This is a genomic window from Clostridium chromiireducens (genome assembly GCF_003575225.1).
Taxonomy (GTDB): domain Bacteria; phylum Bacillota; class Clostridia; order Clostridiales; family Clostridiaceae; genus Clostridium; species Clostridium chromiireducens.
The window spans coordinates 61898-79913 of record NZ_QXDJ01000002.1 but is presented as its reverse complement, the minus strand read 5'-3'; the positions used below and the strand labels follow the sequence as shown (position 1 = coordinate 79913).

Genomic DNA, 18016 nt, shown 5'->3' with positions numbered 1-18016 from the left:
TATATTAGATAACTGTAGTTTAGTACAATTAATTTATATATTATTTATCTTCATCTACTTTAAAATCAGCATCTACTACATTCTCATCATGTGGTGCGCTTTGAGCTCCTGCTCCTCCAGCTGCTGCATTTGGATCAAATCCTGCTCCTTCAGCTCCACCAGCTTGTTGGTACATCTTTGTAGCTATTGGATAGAATGATTGGTTTACTGCTTCAATTGCAGCTTTAATCGCTTCAACATCTTCTCCATCTTTAATTTTCTTTAAGTCTTCAATCTTAGCTCTTACTGCTTCTTTTTCATCTTCAGTAGCTTTATCTCCAACTTCATTTAATGTTTTTTCTATTTGGTATATAGTTTGATCTGCATTGTTTACAACTTCAACTTTTTCTTTTCTCTTCTTATCTTCTTCAGCAAATTTTTCTGCTTCTTTTACAGCTTTTTCTACCTCGTCATCACTTAAGTTAGTTGATGCAGTAATTGTGATATTTGCTTCTTTACCAGTTCCTTTATCTAATGCAGATACTTTAACAATACCATTAGCATCTATATCAAATGTAACTTCTATTTGAGGAATTCCTCTTGGTGCTGGAGCTATTCCTGATAATGTGAATTGTCCAAGTGACTTGTTATCCATAGCCATTTGTCTTTCACCTTGAACTACATTTATTTCAACTGATGTTTGGTTATCTGCAGCAGTTGAGAACACTTGACTCTTCTTTGTAGGAATAGTTGTGTTTCTTTCAATTAATGGAGTAGCTATTCCACCTGCTGTTTCAATTCCTAGTGTTAATGGAGTAACATCAAGTAATACTACGTCTTTAACTTCACCAGTTAATACACCTGCTTGAATAGCTGCACCAACTGCAACACATTCATCTGGGTTAACTCCCTTAGATGGTTCTTTTCCTGTAAAGTTCTTAACAGCTTCTACTACTGCTGGAATTCTTGTTGATCCACCAACTAATATTATTTTATCTATATCATTTAATGAAAGCTTAGCATCAGCTAATGCTTTTCTCATAGGTTCAATACTTCTTTCAACTAGGTCATGAGTGATTTCATTAAATTTAGCTCTGCTTAATGTTAAATCTATATGCTTTGGACCTGTTGCATCAGCAGTAATAAACGGTAAGTTTATGTTTGTTTGTTGAGATGCTGATAATTCAATTTTAGCTTTTTCAGAAGCTTCCTTTAATCTTTGAACTGCCATTTTATCTTGCATTAAATCAATTCCGTTTGAAGCTTTAAACTCATCTGCAATATATTTCATTATCTTCTCATCAAAGTCATCTCCACCAAGCTTTGTATCACCATTAGTTGATAATACTTCAAATACTCCATCTCCAAGATCTAGAATAGATACGTCGAAAGTACCACCACCTAAGTCATAAACTAGGATTTTGTGAGCTGAATCTGTTTTATCTAAACCATAAGCTAATGATGCTGCTGTTGGTTCGTTGATTATTCTTAATACTTCAAGTCCTGCAATCTTACCTGCATCTTTAGTTGCTTGTCTTTGACTATCATTAAAGTAAGCTGGTACAGTAATAACTGCTTGAGTTACTGTTTCACCTAAATAGCTTTCCGCGTCAGCTTTTATTTTTTGTAAAACCATAGCAGAAATTTCTTGTGGTGAATATTGTTTTCCATCTATATCAACTTTATATCCTGTTCCCATATGTCTTTTAATCGAGATAACTGTTTTATCTGGATTAGTAATTGCTTGTCTTTTAGCTACTTGACCTACTAATCTTTCTCCATTTGCTTGGAATGATACTACTGAAGGAGTAGTTCTAGCACCTTCTGAGTTTGCTATAACTGTTGGTTCTCCACCTTCCATAACTGCTACACATGAATTTGTAGTTCCTAAATCTATTCCTATAATCTTTGCCATGATATTTTTCCTCCTAAAACTTTATTAGTTTATTTTAAATTGAATTTTTCAATTAAATTTTTATATATTTTAAGTAATTTGATATTAATTAGCTACCTTAACCATTGTATGTCTTATTATCTTATCGTCTTTTTTGTATCCCTTTTGGAAAACTTCTGCTACCACATTCTTACCTAAATTTTCATCTTCAATATGCATTACTGCATTGTGAAGGTTAGGATCAAATTCACCTGTAGCATCTATTTCTTCAACTCCAAGTTTTACAAATGAATCCTTGCAGCCCTTTATTGTCATTTCAATTCCTTTTTTCAAGTCATCTATATTTCCATCAGCTGCAATAGCTCTCTCTAAATTATCAAGAATAGGAATAATTTCTTTTAACACATCTACATATGCATCACTATATATTCCTTCTTTTTCTTTAATAGTTCTTTTTCTATAATTATCATATTCAGCTGTTAATCTTAGAAGCCTGTCTTTTGTAGTATCTAATTCTTCTCTCAATTTCTTATTTTCCTCTTCTTGATTTTTTGTTAAATCTTCTTGATCTTCCTCTGCTGCTTCTATATTTTCAGAAGCTTCTTCGCTCGCATTATTATTTTCTACCACATTGTGATCTTGGTTTTGCGACGTTTCACTATCTTCCACTATTGTTTCATCATTTACTAACTCTTCGTTTTTCATATCTTTATTTTCCTCCATATACCTAAAACACACCTCTTCTCTACAAGTTTTCATCTATTTTGGATTACTTAAAATATTATTAAGTTCCTTTATGACTTCAGCCATAATTGCTATTACTTTTGAATAATTAATCCTTCTAGGTCCAATCAATCCAATTTTTCCGATTGGTCTGTCATTAAAAGAATATTCAGCAGATATTATACTACAATCTTTAACTTGTGGTTTATAATTTTCATCACCTATACTAACTGTAATATTATCCTGTGGATTAAATAACTCCATTAAAGATTCTTTATCATTCAGCAAAGATAACATTTCCTTAGCCTTATGAATATCATTATACTCAGGATAATTAAAGATATTTGTTGTTCCTTCCATAAACACTTCTGTGGAGTCAGACGTATTTAATGTCTCATATAAAACCGGTAAAAGCGCATTAAATATTTCTTCATATTCTCCTAAATCTTTTTTCAAATTATTAATTACTTCCAGATTAATTTCTTGTATTGAAAGATTTACCAATCTATTATTTATAACTTGATTTATTCTAATTAAAGTTTCTACTTCTGGAACTTTGCCATTTAATTTCATTATGTGATTTTTTATAAGCCCTGTATCTGTTAAGAAGATTGATACTAAATTATGCTCATCAACTTTAAAAAGCTGAATTGATTTAATAAAACTCTTTTTAACTGATGGTGTTTCAATTACACAAGTTAACTTAGTAAGTTCAGATAATAAAGCACTAGTTTGCCTTACTATTTTATCTACTTCAAGCATTGCAGAATCAATTATATATTGCTTAATTTTCAAGTCCTCTTCTACTGTCAGCCTTTGGTTATCCATAAGCCTATCAACATATAATCTGTATCCCTTACTAGAAGGAATTCTTCCTGCAGAAGCATGAGGTTGTTCTAAGTATCCCATATCTTCAAGGTCAGCCATCTCGTTCCTTATGGTTGCAGAACCAATACCTAAATTATAGTTTTTAGCAATCGTTCTTGACCCTACAGGATCTCCTGTACGAATATAGTCATTGATAATAGCTTGAAGTATTTTTATCTTTCTGTCATCAATACTCATAACCTCACCTCTTTTTTGTTAGCACTCATTAAGCTTGAGTGCTAATGACTATGTTTTTAATATATTATTTATGATGTTTTTTGTCAATTCTATTTATAATTATTATAGCTATATATAGCTAATAATAATTCAATTTAGCCAATTTATCTCGCTTTTTCTCCTATTTACTTTAATTATCTATGCAATCCAGTTTATATTTGTTATGAATCCTAATCTCTGTACTTGAATAAATCATTTTGTAATAATATTTCTCTACTTTAATATGAAATCACTCATGACATAATTAGATAATTCAATACCTTTAGGCGATAAAAATAGTTTTTCCGAATTCCAAACTAATAATTCTTTTTTTATATTTTTTTCAATTATCTCACCATAAACTTCATTAATATCTTTATTAAATCGTTTTTTGAATTTAAGTGTATCTACTCCGTCAATCATTCTTAACCCCATAAACATAAATTCTTCCATACTATCCTCTATACTATTTTCATAGCATTCTTCAATTATATTCTCATTGTTATTTATTTTTTCTATATATTCCTCTATGCTATCTATATTTTTAGTTCTTGAATTATTTATAAACGAACTAGCCGAAACTCCTATGCCTACGTATTCATTGCACATCCAATAGACTTTATTATGAAAACATTCCTTCCCATCTTTTGCAAAGTTAGATATCTCATATTGATGATAATCATATTTGCTTAGAATTTCTTTTGCAGTCGAATACATCTCTCTCTCATTTTCTTCTCCTGGTAAATTTAATTTATCTTTTTCATATAGATTATAAAAACAAGTTCCTTCCTCAATTATTAAACTATAAGCAGAAATATGCTCTGGGTTAAGCTTTGCTATATCCTCTAAAGAGTCTTTCCACTGTCCAATAGTTTGATTCGGTAATCCAAACATTAAATCTACATTTATGTTATTAAACCCAACACTTCGAGCTAATAAATAATTATTTTTAAATTCTTCGTAACTATGTATTCTCCCAATTTCTTTTAAAATAGAGTCTTTAGTAGATTGCAACCCCATGCTTATTCTATTTACATTAAACTTTTTCATTATATCCAAATTATTTTTATTTAACGTTCCAGGATTACATTCAATAGTAAATTCCACGTCTTCTTTTAAATGTAATGTATTTATAACTTCTAATAAGCTTTTCAAATTATCATTAGTTAAATAAGATGGAGTACCTCCTCCAATGAATATGCTGCTTATATAATAATCTTGTGCCTTCAGTAATATTTCTTTATTTAATGCATCTACATATTCACTCATTAATATTTCTTTCCCAGAATAAGATGGAAAATCACAATATAAGCATTTTTGTTTACAAAATGGAATATGTATATATAAAGATATTTCTTTCATCAAACTTCCCTCCAATTCTTTATTTAAAGGTACTGCGAAGAACTTAAAGTGAAGCAATGAACAACCGAAATAGAATACATATATGTTCCGCAGGACTACAAAAAATTTCGCAAGGTATATCTAAATGGAAAGTTGCACCACTTCTGCGTTTCCTGTGACGAGGAAACTCGACTCACATTCGTTCGCTGAGGAAGTTCGAGTATCCAAATGCAAGATTTGGACTCTCACTTCAAAGCGGAACAACTTTCCATTAAGATACCCCAGCTGCTCATTTTTTTATGCCTGCTTCACATATATGTATTCTATTTCTTTGTTTTGCTGCTCGCATTAAGTATTTCGCATATACTTGCCTAAATATTATATATTTGATGTATTATAAAGGATATATACGTTATAAAAGATAGTAAATATCCTTGAATAAAGGTATTGGTATTGCTAACTCGAGAAATATAAAAATACTTGCATTAATATATTCTTATTTTAAACTTACTACTAAACAAAGAACGGGAATATATGTTTTTACGGAGTGTTCATAAGAAGATTTTGCTGGCTGTTATTCTAGATTATAAGTTGTTCCAAATGCGCTTGTTCAAAAGCGTAGTCTTTGAAGCAAGCACTTTGGATGCAACTTATAATCTTAGAATAACCCAGCAAAATCTTCTAAGAACCGGAGTAAACACATATATTCCTGTTCGGTTGTTTGGCAGTAATCTTAAATTTTCATCATACTGCAAGTATTTTTATATTTCGGATTCTTAGCAATACCTTTAATTAGGCTAATAATTTTTCTGCTTCTTCCTTTAGTAATGCAATCTTACTTTCTGCATCAACAACTGAGAAGCTATATACATCTACAAAATTATAGAAATAATTAGCAAAAGATATTCTTTTATTACGCTTTATTTCTAAACGTTCACCTATTTCTTCTAAAAGTTTCACTTCATTTTCATCATATTCCCCATCAATAAGTGCAAGCCCTATTAATTCAAAATAAATAATATTTCTGTTTCTTTCAGAAGAATCTTTTAATGTACTGTATATAGAATTTAAATCCGAATCATCTGGCACTTCATTTTCCTTTATATCTAACTCTTGTAAATAATCAGAATAAAGATTCTTCTCTTCTTTTGCAAATGTATTATCAGAATTTGCTAGACTCTTTACTAACTGCATAAATGCAATTCCTTCATTTTTACTTAATTCATTTAAAAACATAAAAACCCTCCTAGATTTCAACAAACAATTATTTGAGTAATACTTAATTAATATTATACAAATAATTCCTTAAAAATAATATAATTTTCTTTAACATATATTATTATTTTAATCTTAATTTTTGAAAACTAGGTCAATATCTTCACAAATACGTTTAAAATACTAAATTCAGTATATTTTAATCTACTTTTAATATAGCCATAAATGCTTCTTGAGGAACTTCAACAGATCCAACCTGCCTCATTCTCTTCTTTCCTTCTTTTTGCTTTTCAAGCAATTTCTTCTTTCTTGAAATATCTCCACCATAACATTTAGCTAACACATCTTTTCTCATAGCCTTTACAGTTTCTCTTGCTATAATCTTAGCTCCAATTGCTGCTTGAATTGGTACTTCAAACATTTGTCTTGGAATTGCTTCTTTTAATTTCTCAGTTATTCCTCTACCTTTATGATATGCCCTTTCTTCTGGCACTATCATTGATAATGCATCAACTATATCTCCATTTAATAATATATCTAACTTAACTAACTTAGTTCTAATATATCCTTTAAATTCATAATCTAAAGATGCATATCCTTTAGTTCTAGATTTTAGAGTATCAAAGAAGTCATATATTATTTCATTTAGTGGAATATCATATTTTACAACTGCTCTAGTTTCCTCTATGAATTCCATATCAATATATATTCCTCTTCTGTCTTGGCATAAGTCCATAACTGCTCCAACATAATCCTTTGGAGTAATTATAGATGCCCTAACCACAGGTTCTTCCATATAATCTACTTCAGTTAAAGGTGGTAGGTTTGTTGGATTTGTTATTTCTAATATTTCACCATCTGTTTTGATTACTTTATATATAACTGATGGTGCAGTAGTTATTATGTCCAGATTGAACTCTCTTTCAACTCTCTCTTGAATTATTTCCATATGTAATAATCCTAAGAATCCACATCTAAATCCAAATCCTAATGCAATAGATGTTTCTGGTTCAAAGTTTAATGCTGCATCATTTATTTGTAATTTTTCTAGTGCTTCTCTTAATTCATCATATTTTGCTCCATCAACTGGAAATATTCCTGAATATACCATAGGTATTGCAGGTTTATAACCTTTAAGTGCTTTATCTGTTGGTCTATTAGCTTCCGTTATAGTATCTCCAACTCTAGCATCTCTAACATTTTTAATTGATGCGGTTATATATCCAACATCACCAGCACTTAATTCAGGAATTGTAAGCACTCCTGGAGTAAATACCCCAACTTCAGTAACCTCATAGAATTTATTAGTAGCCATTAATTTAATTTTAGTTCCAATTTTCACTTTTCCGTCCATTACTCTAACTATACATACAACGCCCTTATAGCTATCATAATATGAATCAAAAATTAATGCCTTTAAAGGTGCTTCTTCATCCCCATCTGGTGAAGGTATGTGTTCAACAACATATTCTAATACATCACCTATGTTAAGTCCTGTTTTAGCAGATATCATAGGTGCATCTTCTGCATCTATTCCTATTACATCTTCAATTTCTTTTTTTATCTCTTCTGGTCTTGCAGATGGCAAATCTATTTTATTAATTACTGGTGCTATTTCTAAATCATTATCTAGTGCTAAATAGCAGTTAGCTAAAGTTTGAGCTTGAATTCCTTGGGTTGCATCAACTACCAATATAGCCCCTTCACAAGCGGCTAGACTTCTTGAAACTTCATAATTAAAATCTACATGTCCTGGAGTATCAATTAAATTAAGGATATATTCTTCACCGTTATCTCTTCTATATACAAGTCTCGCTGCTTGAGACTTTATTGTTATTCCTCTTTCTTTTTCTATCTCCATATTATCTAGAACTTGTTCTTCCATTTCCCTTTTTGTCAAGGTTCCGGTAGTTTCAAGCAATCTATCTGCAAGGGTTGACTTACCATGATCAATATGTGCTACTATTGAAAAATTCCTGATATGTTTTTGTCTTTCACTTTTCATACGCATAACTGTCTTTATCAGCTAAAAACAGTCTTTTCACCCCCGTTATAATTAAATCAGCTAAATTATAACATACATCCATTTAAAATAGCTATTAAAAATTTAAACTGACATATAAAACTAAAACTCAATTTCCTATCGGATGAAACTAAATATATAATGAATATTAAAATTTTATCTTAGCAATAATTTCCTGAATCTTTCTTATATAACTAGATTCATTACTTATTTTAAATTCACTATTACCCAGTCTGACCAAAACATCTTTTTCTGATTCTTCATAAATCTTTAAAAACGAGTTATCCTTGATAAAATTCGAAAAATCCTCTCCAAACTCTTCACTTACAAGTTTATAGTTTTCACTTGTATTCCCAAGAGGAGATAATGCTTTAGTATTAATAATATCTATTTTTATAATTCCAAGTAAAACAAAAAATAATACAACAAACACAGGCAACGCTCTTCTCAATGCATAACTCTTAAAAATATTCTTCAATATAATACACCCTTTTCAAGTAACAATTTAAAGTTATTTAATCTTTATCTAAATTCTTACCACTTTTAATAGGTATTATACAAATCGTCTAGATACATACATTCTATATATTACTTATGGGCGGAAAATATATATTCAAGTTTAATTATGCCTAAGCAAATATACAAACGAAGAAAAGAGAGATATGTCTACGAAATAAACATGCCTCTCTTTTTGGTTGTGGTATTTGTATGAACTTCTATTTTTTATTTAGGATTTCTGCAATTACACGTGCCATGCATTCTGCAGTTACTTTTGATTCATCTGGAGTATTAGTATGTGATCCTATTTCAAACAATAAACATCCATCACTCTTACTTTGATTAAATGCATTTTTTCCTCTATTATATGTTAATATCTTCGTAGGTAGAGTTGGAAATAGTTCAGCTGTTTTATTAAATACTTTATCCGTAAGCTCTTTATTCTTTTCATATCTTGTACTGTTTTTAGCATTTACAAACATTATCTTAGAAGCGCTCATACCGTATACTTCAGTTGTTGTAATAGATTTGTCCTCGATTGAATCTCTGTGCAAATCTATAATCATTTTAAAATCTCCATATTCTTTTAAATATTTATCTACCGTTTCTCCTGATCTTGTGTAACTATCATTATAGGAAATGCAGTGATCAGTTTTATCATGAATTACTGATATTCCATAGTTTTCTTCAAGTTCATGAGTAAGAACATCTCCAACGCCAACTACATTAGTATCTTCATTCAAGCTATCAGGTTCTGATGCATTATAGTTTTCAGTAGTATGGCTATGATATATTAATACTTCTGGCTTTGACTTATTTAATTCTTTTTTCAAACTTGGATTATAAATTTGTGTGTTTTTACTATCACCAATTTGCACATTTTGTTTATCCCCATTCTGTGGTGATTTTAATATACTATCCTCACTTACCTGGAATGGATTAAATGACAAACTTAAATTACTACTTTTATTATCACCAAGATTATTAAAAAAGCTAACTTCATTTTTTATTATACCCATATAGCTAATATTGTTTAATCCTAATACCTGGAGGCATACACTTTTTAGTGAAATTCTATTTTCAGCATATGTTCCCTCATCATAGGCTTGGGCTTCTATTATTGGCATTCCTAAGTTTAGTAATTGAACATAAGCAAATGCCCCTCTTTCTCTATTGTTTTTTAAAACATTACCCAATCTTATAAATAATATCCCTATTAATAAAATGAGTACTATTAAGCCTATGTTAATATTGGGTTTTATTTTTATCCTCCTATTAATGTCACCTTTTTTTCCTCCTCTGCTCATATACATCACTTTAATCCCCCCTTGTACTCTTTTATATTTATATTATGGAATTTACATAATTATTCTAATTTATGTTATTATGTTTTACAGACAATAATAGAGCTGTTTTAAAACAATTATAAATCATCTTAAAACAGCTCTGATCTTCTTAAATATTTCAGGTAAAAATAATAAAATTAAATTAACCCATAAATTTATTAATTTCCTCCATATCCATGTTAGGCTGTACCGCCATATTTATTCCATTAGCAATTATTTTGGATAATGAGTTAATAACTAAATCAACATCCTTTGGTGTAACTATCATATCAATATTAGATTTTGAAGATATCACTTCTTTAATAAGTTTTTCTTTTTCATTCTTATCAAGAGATTTTAGCATTTTATAAAAGTCATTTCCACTTGACGAATTACTTATTAATGAATCTACGACTAAATCAATCGTATCATTAGCAATTGTAACTGCATCAACAACTGTTGGAACTCCTATAGCTATAACCTTAACTCCTAAATTCTCTTCACTTATCTGTTTTCTATTATTTCCAACTCCAGCACCTGGTGATATCCCTGTGTCTCCTATTTGAATTGTTGTATTTACTCTTTCAATCCTTCTTGCTGCTAATGCATCTATACATATTACTAAATCTGGCTTAATCTTTTCCACAACGCCCCTAATTATTTCCACAGTTTCAATTCCTGTTATCCCCAAAACTCCTGGTGCTATTGAACACACTGGTCTAACAGAATCATCAATAGCATCTGGCATTACTGATTGGAGATGTCTTGTCACCATTATTTTCTCAGTAACCTTCGGACCTAAGGCATCTGGAGTTACCTGCCAATTTCCAAGTCCTACAATTAGTATACTCTTATCAACATTGATCTCAATTAATCTTCCTAAAACTTCAGCTAACACCTCTGAAACTCTATCCATGGTTTCTCCATCATATGCCGTAAAATCTGGTATATCTATGGTTATATAATTTCCTTTTGGTTTTCCAATCTTTTGAGCACCTTCCTCATTTTTCACTTTTACAGTAGTTACTCTAATATCCTTTTCACTTTCCTCGATAACCTCGATACCATCTATATCTGCTTCATTTTTATGGTTTTCTTTATAAATTTCTCTTGCTTCAAGTACAAGGTCTGTTCTAACATTTATCATATTAACACCTCATTATAAATATAGTCAGTATTATTTTTCCTTTTTCTTTAAATTTAATACTTGAATTACATAAGTTCTGATGCTATAATAAGGTTTGTTGAATATGAACTCGTACGCAGATTTCCCCAAAAACTGCAGAGACCCTATAAAAATTTAAGGGGGTGAATTAAGAATGGCAAATATAAAATCAGCAAAGAAAAGAATTAAAGTTACTGAAACTAAGACTTTAAAGAACAGAATGGTTAAGTCTGCTTTAAAGACTACTATAAAGAAATTTGAAGTTGCTGTAGAAGCTAAGAATAATGAAGAAGCTAAAGCTTTATTTCCATCAGTTGTTAAGTCATTAGATATGGCTACTACTAAGGGAGTTGTTCATAAGAATGCGGCTGCTAGAAAGAAATCAAGATTAGCTGCTAAGTTAAACGCTATGGCATAATCTTAAAACCCATCTAAGCTAGATGGGTTATTTTTATGTCCTAATTTAAAACAGATATTATTTTTTCACTGTTAATGTATTTATTAGAAGAAATTCCATTTCCATACTTTTATCTATACCTGTAGATTTCAATTTTGTTTCTGTTTTCACACAAAGCCTAATTAATTCTGCTAGTTGCTTTTCCGTAAACCTATTTGTCTGTGTTACTAATTTTTCACACACAAATTGCGGTAGTCTGTATTCTACCATAAAATCCTCTACTTTTTTTCCCTTAATAAGTTTACATTTCATTTCATACAATCTCAAAAAGTGTTTTTGTATTGCACTTATTATTAACATATGTTGATCTGATTTATATAATATTTCTTTCATTATATCAATTGCTTTATCCACTTTCTTTATAGCTATTAACTCTACTAAATCAAAAATATCATCCTCATTTGAATTCGAAATTAGTAAATTAATGTCCTCTTTTTTTATTTCTCTGCTATCACAATATGATATAAGTTTATCAGCTTCTCTTTTAATAATGTCAAAATTATTAGGTACTTTTTCGCAAAAGTAAGATAGCTCAACTCTTCCAATCTGCTTACCCTTCTCCTTAAATATATCAGAAACCTTTTTTAAATACTTATCTTTTTTTAATTTATCACAATGAACAATAGGTAACGTCTTCCCTAATGTAGTTAATTTCTTATTCTTATTAGGTCTATCTCTTTTATCACTTAGCAAATAATACATTATCAATATTGTATACGGCGGCAAATTTAATACATAATCTTTAATATTGTTATATATTTTAGTACCTGAAGAGTCACTTTTATCCTGTAAAAAACTTGCTCTGTAAACAATAACTACTTTCTTCTCTCCCATAAAAGGCATAGTTTCACAAGCATTCATAATATCATCAAAACTTGTATTCATGCCATCAATTTTAATTAAATTAAGCTCCTTAACTTCTTCAGCTACTTCTCTTTTAATAATTAAGTTTATACCATCTTTTATAAGTTCTTCATCTAATCCACAAAATACATACCCCTTTTTCACATTTCCTTTTTGGATCTCTTGTTCATAAACTTCATAAGTAATCAATTCTAATTTCCTTTCTTATAGCAAATTTATGTAAGTCAATTATAACCTAGACTCTGTATATAGATACCCAAATTATATATTTGATTTATAGTTAGAATAACTATCTATACTTATTAACTTTGAGTGTATCACTCTGCCAGAAATAAGTAACATATTGTTTGCAGTGTTTCATTGGAATTCTTATGGTAATTATTCTTGACTAGAGGTTGTTCCACAACGCTTGTTCAACGCCTGTCGTTGAGACAAGCATTGTGGGTGCAACCTCTAGTCGTAGAATCATCCATAAAAATTCCTAGAAACCGAAACACAATATATTACTTATTTCGGTGAGTCACCCCACAATTCTAAGTTTTAGTTTATTTATCTATATAACAGTTCCATTTATTATAAATATTCTATTATTTATTTTCTTATCAAAATTTATTATATCATAATCTTTGAATTCATTCTTATTACTTACGACCCTTAGTAAATATTTTTCTTTAGGTGTTTCTAAGATATAATCCTTTCCTTCTAATTTGATATTACATATCCCATTAATAGTTGCATACTTTCCCTGCCTATAATATTTTGTTGCAAGTGTAATATTGGCTAGTCTCTTTATATCAATTTGATTTTTATTAGCTATTAAAATTCTTTCCCCCATATAGCTAATCAAAATAGCTCCCTCTTTATAATAAGCAATACTCGGAATTGGACTATATAATTGAATTCCTATCACAAAAATCGATATGAGAGGCAGATACACAAATTCTTTATGACCTTTTTTCACTAAATAAAAACTAAGTAATAAAAATAGATAGAAAAATACCACATACTCATTTCCATAAAGTATCGGCAGTGAAAAATTATCAATTTTATCTAAAGTCCAATCGAATGCCTTTATTATATTTAAATTTATATAACTGCAAAAATCAAATAATTGTGGAATTACATAGGAAAGAGCCAATATATTACCACTAATGACCATTAAATCTACAAATGGCACCAATAACATATTTCCAACTATGAAATTAGCAGAAAAATCCTTAAATATTAAGATTAAGTATGGCAGAGTGAAAATCTGAGCACTTAAAGTAAGACTTAATGGCTGCCTTAATCTAGAATTGAGTTTATATAACCTATCATTTAAGTTATTATTAAACATAATTATTCCTAAGGTTGCCAGATATGATAAATGAAAAGATATGCTAAAAATGCTATATGGCTCAATAATTACTAAAATTGCAGCAGATAGGCATAATGCTGAAATCGAATTATTATTTCTTTTTAGAATATTTCCGCCCTCTACGCATGCAAGCATGACAAAGGCTCTTATACTAGAGTAGTTACTTCCTGTAAATACAACATATATGATTGAAAGCATAAGTCCCATCTTACTTCCCATAAAAGTCCTTAAGAATCCATATACTATAGCCACATGCAATCCTGAAACACTAATACTATGTATAACTCCAAAGTTTTTCATATCTTCCTTATCCTCAGGATCTAAATAATCACAGTATCCAAAAGCTATAGATGCTATTAATCCTGCTTTTCTTCTTCCTAAGTTTTCTTCAAGTGTCATATATATTTTTCTTTTAATATCGCATAGCTTAGTAATAAAATCTCCGTCAACTTTGCTAATACTTTGTATTTTTACTAATCCAACTATTCCGTTATATTTATCTTGATCATTTTCGATTTTTCCAATTACTTTGTACCTTTGTCCAACCTCTAAATCCTTTTTATCAGTTTTTAATATGATATTTTTCCCTTCATATGTTCCTGTAATACCATAATTACTTACTTTCGCTATTCGTACTTCCCCATTAATCTCATCTTCCATATTATAATAAGAAATATTGATAAAAATCCCTATCCCAAAAAGAAGTACTATAACAATAGTAAAAGCAAATCCACAATAATAGAATACACAAAGAAAAAAGAGGGCCACTATAAATATAGCGAGCCCTTTAAAATTATCACTTATTCCGTAATAAATACAACTAATAGCTAGGGATAAAAAAACATATACTAATGGATTCCCTACTTCTTCTATCCTTTTATATAACATTAACTCACCTCATTAATGAGTTTTGCCACTTTATAGCTAAAATTTCAAAAATAATCAAAAATATTATTGATACTACTAATTCAATCAAAATTATATCTCTTAGAAAAATTCTATTCATTAGAATAATTCCAGCTGCAGATATAACAATTAATAACAATGCTATTATTGCCATAATAAGTTCTTGGGATGATCTCCTTATAGATACATGGCTATTAAATAATGTAGTTAACAATGCTCCAAAAGATATTATAATTAAAGGTATTATTGTTGCTTCTTTTCCATCCACTTTATAAATTGAAATCATAGTTATTACACTCAAAATTAAAGATCTAGTTATTAGTTCATTATTGCTAATATTTCGTCCATTGTTTAATAAAGTTACTAGGGATAATGGAATAAATAAAAGTCCATTTATTATAATAACGTTCCAAAAATCTAAACTCTCAGTTTGTCCCATAATAGCGCTTCCCACTAGAACAAGAAGTTCTGAGAAGACGGTCATAAAATATATTTTGAAACCTCTATCTATATTCTTATTAAAAATTCTTGAAAAATCTCTTATTTTGAAAAAACCATCGAGATAATTCTCTTGAATATATACATCTGCTACTTTTTTTACTATAGAAGAAGCCTTTCCTTTGCCTATTCCAACATTAGATAAGTTTAGTGCTGGCAGATCTCCTAAAGTCTCACCAGTAGTTGCAACCTTATGACCATCTTTTATAAATAGTGAAACTATCTTTGACTTAATTTCAGGATTTACTCTACAAAATACTCTTACCCTGCATAGCAAATCTTTTAGTTCCTGATGATTTAAAGAATCAAGTTCTATTCCTGCCACAACTTGATTATCATTTCTTATTATATTTGCTTTTTTAGCATTAGTTATTGCACTTAATTTACTTTCCTCAGTAAATAAAATCGGAACTATTGCCTTATCTTTAATACGATTTATAATTATTTCTAAATTCTCTTCAAGGGGATTCTCTAGTGCCATTATTCCGACGAATACCATATTACTTTCTATGTTTTCGGATCTTGATGGCTCATAAGTAAAATTTCTATAGGCAAATCCTTGTGTTATTAACCCTTCTATAGATAAGTTCATATCTATCTCTTTTATCTTAGTTTTATATTCATCTGTTAACTCTTTTTCAACACCTTCTAGCATAATATGGGTACATGTTTCTAAAACTGCATCAACATTCCCTCTGGTATTCGCCCTATACCTTTTACTAAATTTACTTACGACTGTAGAAAATCTCTTATCCGAATCCATAGGTATCTCTAAAATCTTTGAATTTTTGCCATCTATAGCTGCTTTATATATCTTTTTCTTAGCCGCATAGTTTAGAAAAGCCAGTTCATCTAATTCACCATTTCCAGCGTTACCTCCTACATTATAAATAGCATTATTACATAATAAAGATATTTCTACTATTCTATCAAAAGTTATCTCTTTTGTATAAGGATCATCCGTGGATATGATAGTATCATTAAAAAATAGTTTTTTTACAACCATTTCTTTCTTACTTATTGCTCCAACTTTATCTAAAAACAAAATATTCACATCTCTTATTAAATTAAAAACCGAAAAATTAATTATTTCTATATTATCATCTAAGAACTTCTTAATTACGCGTTTATAAATAAGTCTTGCAATTATTGTGACAGGGAAACATCCTAAAGCAAACAATGCTGTAGAGATATAATTTTTTTCTGCATCCTGTCCTATGTATACAAAATATGACCCTACTATAATAATTCCCGAAAAATATGTTATAAGATATTTTTCTAAAAACTTCGCTATCATTGCTCCAAAATTATGTTTCCTATTACTAGCATAGGTTAACATCGCAAGCATACGTCCTAACTGAGTGGAGTTTCCTGTGGCAATGACAATTCCTACCCCTCTACCCGATTTTATTACTGAACCTTTAAATAAAATATTCTTCATATCTGTGAGAGATGAAATAATGCCTACTATTTTACTCTCAAACTTTTCTTTATAAAAAGCTTCCCCAGTTATACTCTTTTCATCCACCTTTATATCTTCTGCACTTATTATCCTTATATCTGCAGGAATAACTGAATCCTTACCAAACTTAACAATGTCACCCATCACTAATTCTTCAGACTTAACAACTTTTTGTATTCCATCTCTTATAACTATTGTATCTGCTGAATTCAATCTTTCTAATGCACCAATTTCTTTATCCCTTTTAATAGAGTGCCTTATTGTTAATACCAAATTTGATATTGTCATTGCAACTGCCATTCCACCAAGTAAAAACTGCCCGAACATAAATAAAATTATTGGAATTATTATATATATAATTACTGACCTTTGTCTTAATGAATTAAGTATATGTTTATATAATTTATTTCCACTAGGCAAATCAATCTTATTTGTACCATATTTCATCGTTAGTGTCTCATAATCATTTTGACTAATTCCACTTTGTACATTACTATTTAATAATTCAACTATTTGAGTCCAAGAATTATTACAATACTTTTCCAAATGAACCCCACCATTCTAAATCACTTCATTTATCTATTTTATATGTATGCTATCTTTATCATTTTATATATTCACATTTCTTTATAGTATAATTATACGTGTTAAGGCATAAAAAGGCAAAATTTTAATATTTATTTATTTTTTCGATACATTTTTATTTTTCTTAATACTATTTTGCTCTATTAAATTAAATTATAATAACTATTGTAGATTTTGTGGGGTACATCTTTAACATTACTTTATTTAATATTTCTAATAATGACTTTACTTTTTAGTTTTAGGATTAAAAATAAGCGCCATAAAATAACCAAAAAATATGGATGCTGTAATTCCCGCAGCAGCTCCTTTAATACCTCCGGTAAACGCTCCTATTAAACCTGTTTCTTTTACTTCCTTTATCGCAGCCTTAGCTAAAGAGTTTCCAAAACTAGGCAATGGAACCGTTGCTCCTGCTCCACCAATTTCAACTAATTTATCATACCAGCCAAAAGCTCCTACGACAGCTCCGAGAACAACAAATAATACTAATATTCTTCCTGGTGTTAACTTTGTAAGATCTATTAATATCTGTCCTATAACGCAAATAATACCTCCAATTATAAATGCACTTATATAATTCATTTAAAGCTTCATCCTTTCATAGTAAGATATTCTTTAAAAATAAGATTTTACTATTTTAT

14 protein-coding genes are annotated in these 18016 nt (G+C 29.5%); 1 reads left to right on the top strand and 13 read right to left on the bottom strand.

Annotation, left to right across the window (positions count from 1 at the left end):
* Positions 1-40: 40 nt before the first annotated feature.
* The 9 genes from dnaK to gpr all read right to left on the bottom strand — a co-directional run bounded on the left by dnaK (position 41) and on the right by gpr (position 11228).
* Positions 41-1894 carry a molecular chaperone DnaK gene (dnaK, locus tag D2A34_RS05640; RefSeq protein WP_119365993.1) on the bottom strand — a complete coding sequence of 618 codons (1854 nt, stop codon included), beginning with the start codon at positions 1892-1894 and terminating at the stop codon, positions 41-43.
* A gap of 84 nt (positions 1895-1978) precedes the next feature.
* Positions 1979-2596, bottom strand: coding sequence for a nucleotide exchange factor GrpE (grpE, locus tag D2A34_RS05635; protein WP_079439269.1), 618 nt, complete (start codon positions 2594-2596; stop codon positions 1979-1981).
* A 36-nt stretch (positions 2597-2632) separates the two neighbouring features.
* On the bottom strand, positions 2633-3661 hold the full coding sequence (gene hrcA, locus D2A34_RS05630; protein ID WP_079439270.1) for a heat-inducible transcriptional repressor HrcA: 1029 nt from the start codon (positions 3659-3661) through the stop codon (positions 2633-2635).
* A 252-nt stretch (positions 3662-3913) separates the two neighbouring features.
* A complete protein-coding gene (gene hemW, locus D2A34_RS05625) occupies positions 3914-5041 on the bottom strand; it encodes a radical SAM family heme chaperone HemW (RefSeq protein WP_119365992.1) in 1128 nt (375 codons plus the stop codon).
* A 771-nt stretch (positions 5042-5812) separates the two neighbouring features.
* Entirely contained in the window at positions 5813-6256 is a 444-nt protein-coding gene (locus tag D2A34_RS05620) for a hypothetical protein (RefSeq protein ID WP_079439272.1), read from the bottom strand.
* 178 nt (positions 6257-6434) lie between these two features.
* Positions 6435-8240: a translation elongation factor 4 gene (gene lepA / locus D2A34_RS05615; RefSeq protein ID WP_079439331.1), complete on the bottom strand. Its 1806-nt coding sequence runs from the start codon at positions 8238-8240 to the stop codon at positions 6435-6437.
* Between the two features lie 166 nt (positions 8241-8406).
* Positions 8407-8736, bottom strand: a complete 330-nt coding sequence (locus D2A34_RS05610; RefSeq protein WP_079439273.1) for a hypothetical protein — start codon at positions 8734-8736, stop codon at positions 8407-8409.
* 238 nt (positions 8737-8974) lie between these two features.
* On the bottom strand, positions 8975-10072 hold the full coding sequence (locus D2A34_RS05605; RefSeq protein WP_119365991.1) for a stage II sporulation protein P: 1098 nt from the start codon (positions 10070-10072) through the stop codon (positions 8975-8977).
* Between the two features lie 172 nt (positions 10073-10244).
* The gene (gene gpr / locus D2A34_RS05600; protein WP_079439275.1) at positions 10245-11228 is read right to left on the bottom strand and encodes a GPR endopeptidase; all 984 of its coding nucleotides are present in this window, start codon (positions 11226-11228) and stop codon (positions 10245-10247) included.
* 172 nt (positions 11229-11400) lie between these two features.
* Here gpr and rpsT point away from each other — a divergent pair, with 172 nt between their 5' ends.
* Positions 11401-11664, top strand: coding sequence for a 30S ribosomal protein S20 (gene rpsT, locus D2A34_RS05595; RefSeq protein ID WP_079439276.1), 264 nt, complete (start codon positions 11401-11403; stop codon positions 11662-11664).
* A gap of 57 nt (positions 11665-11721) precedes the next feature.
* Here rpsT and holA read toward each other — a convergent pair whose 3' ends face one another.
* The 4 genes from holA to spoVAE form a co-directional block, all read right to left on the bottom strand.
* Complete coding sequence (holA, locus tag D2A34_RS05590) at positions 11722-12756, bottom strand: DNA polymerase III subunit delta (protein ID WP_119365990.1); 1035 nt, start codon at positions 12754-12756, stop codon at positions 11722-11724.
* Between the two features lie 364 nt (positions 12757-13120).
* On the bottom strand, positions 13121-14812 hold the full coding sequence (locus D2A34_RS05585; protein WP_119365989.1) for a ComEC/Rec2 family competence protein: 1692 nt from the start codon (positions 14810-14812) through the stop codon (positions 13121-13123).
* Positions 14813-14816: 4 nt separating this feature from the next.
* Positions 14817-17336 (bottom strand): P-type ATPase actuator domain-containing protein, encoded by a 2520-nt coding sequence (locus D2A34_RS05580; protein ID WP_079439279.1) that lies wholly within the window; start codon positions 17334-17336, stop codon positions 14817-14819.
* A 264-nt stretch (positions 17337-17600) separates the two neighbouring features.
* Positions 17601-17957, bottom strand: coding sequence for a stage V sporulation protein AE (gene spoVAE, locus D2A34_RS05575; RefSeq protein ID WP_079439280.1), 357 nt, complete (start codon positions 17955-17957; stop codon positions 17601-17603).
* Positions 17958-18016: the final 59 nt, after the last annotated feature.

Excerpts from the sequence above, each read along its gene's own strand:
- grpE (WP_079439269.1), bottom strand. The coding sequence starts at position 2,596 with ATGGAGGAAAATAAAGATATGAAAAACGAAGAGTTAGTAAATGATGAA.
- rpsT (WP_079439276.1), top strand. The coding sequence starts at position 11,401 with ATGGCAAATATAAAATCAGCAAAGAAAAGAATTAAAGTTACTGAAACT.
- hrcA (WP_079439270.1), bottom strand. The coding sequence starts at position 3,661 with ATGAGTATTGATGACAGAAAGATAAAAATACTTCAAGCTATTATCAAT.
- hemW (WP_119365992.1), bottom strand. The coding sequence starts at position 5,041 with ATGAAAGAAATATCTTTATATATACATATTCCATTTTGTAAACAAAAA.
- D2A34_RS05585 (WP_119365989.1), bottom strand. The coding sequence starts at position 14,812 with ATGTTATATAAAAGGATAGAAGAAGTAGGGAATCCATTAGTATATGTT.
- dnaK (WP_119365993.1), bottom strand. The coding sequence starts at position 1,894 with ATGGCAAAGATTATAGGAATAGATTTAGGAACTACAAATTCATGTGTA.
- D2A34_RS05620 (WP_079439272.1), bottom strand. The coding sequence starts at position 6,256 with ATGTTTTTAAATGAATTAAGTAAAAATGAAGGAATTGCATTTATGCAG.
- spoVAE (WP_079439280.1), bottom strand. The coding sequence starts at position 17,957 with ATGAATTATATAAGTGCATTTATAATTGGAGGTATTATTTGCGTTATA.
- gpr (WP_079439275.1), bottom strand. The coding sequence starts at position 11,228 with ATGATAAATGTTAGAACAGACCTTGTACTTGAAGCAAGAGAAATTTAT.
- lepA (WP_079439331.1), bottom strand. The coding sequence starts at position 8,240 with ATGAAAAGTGAAAGACAAAAACATATCAGGAATTTTTCAATAGTAGCA.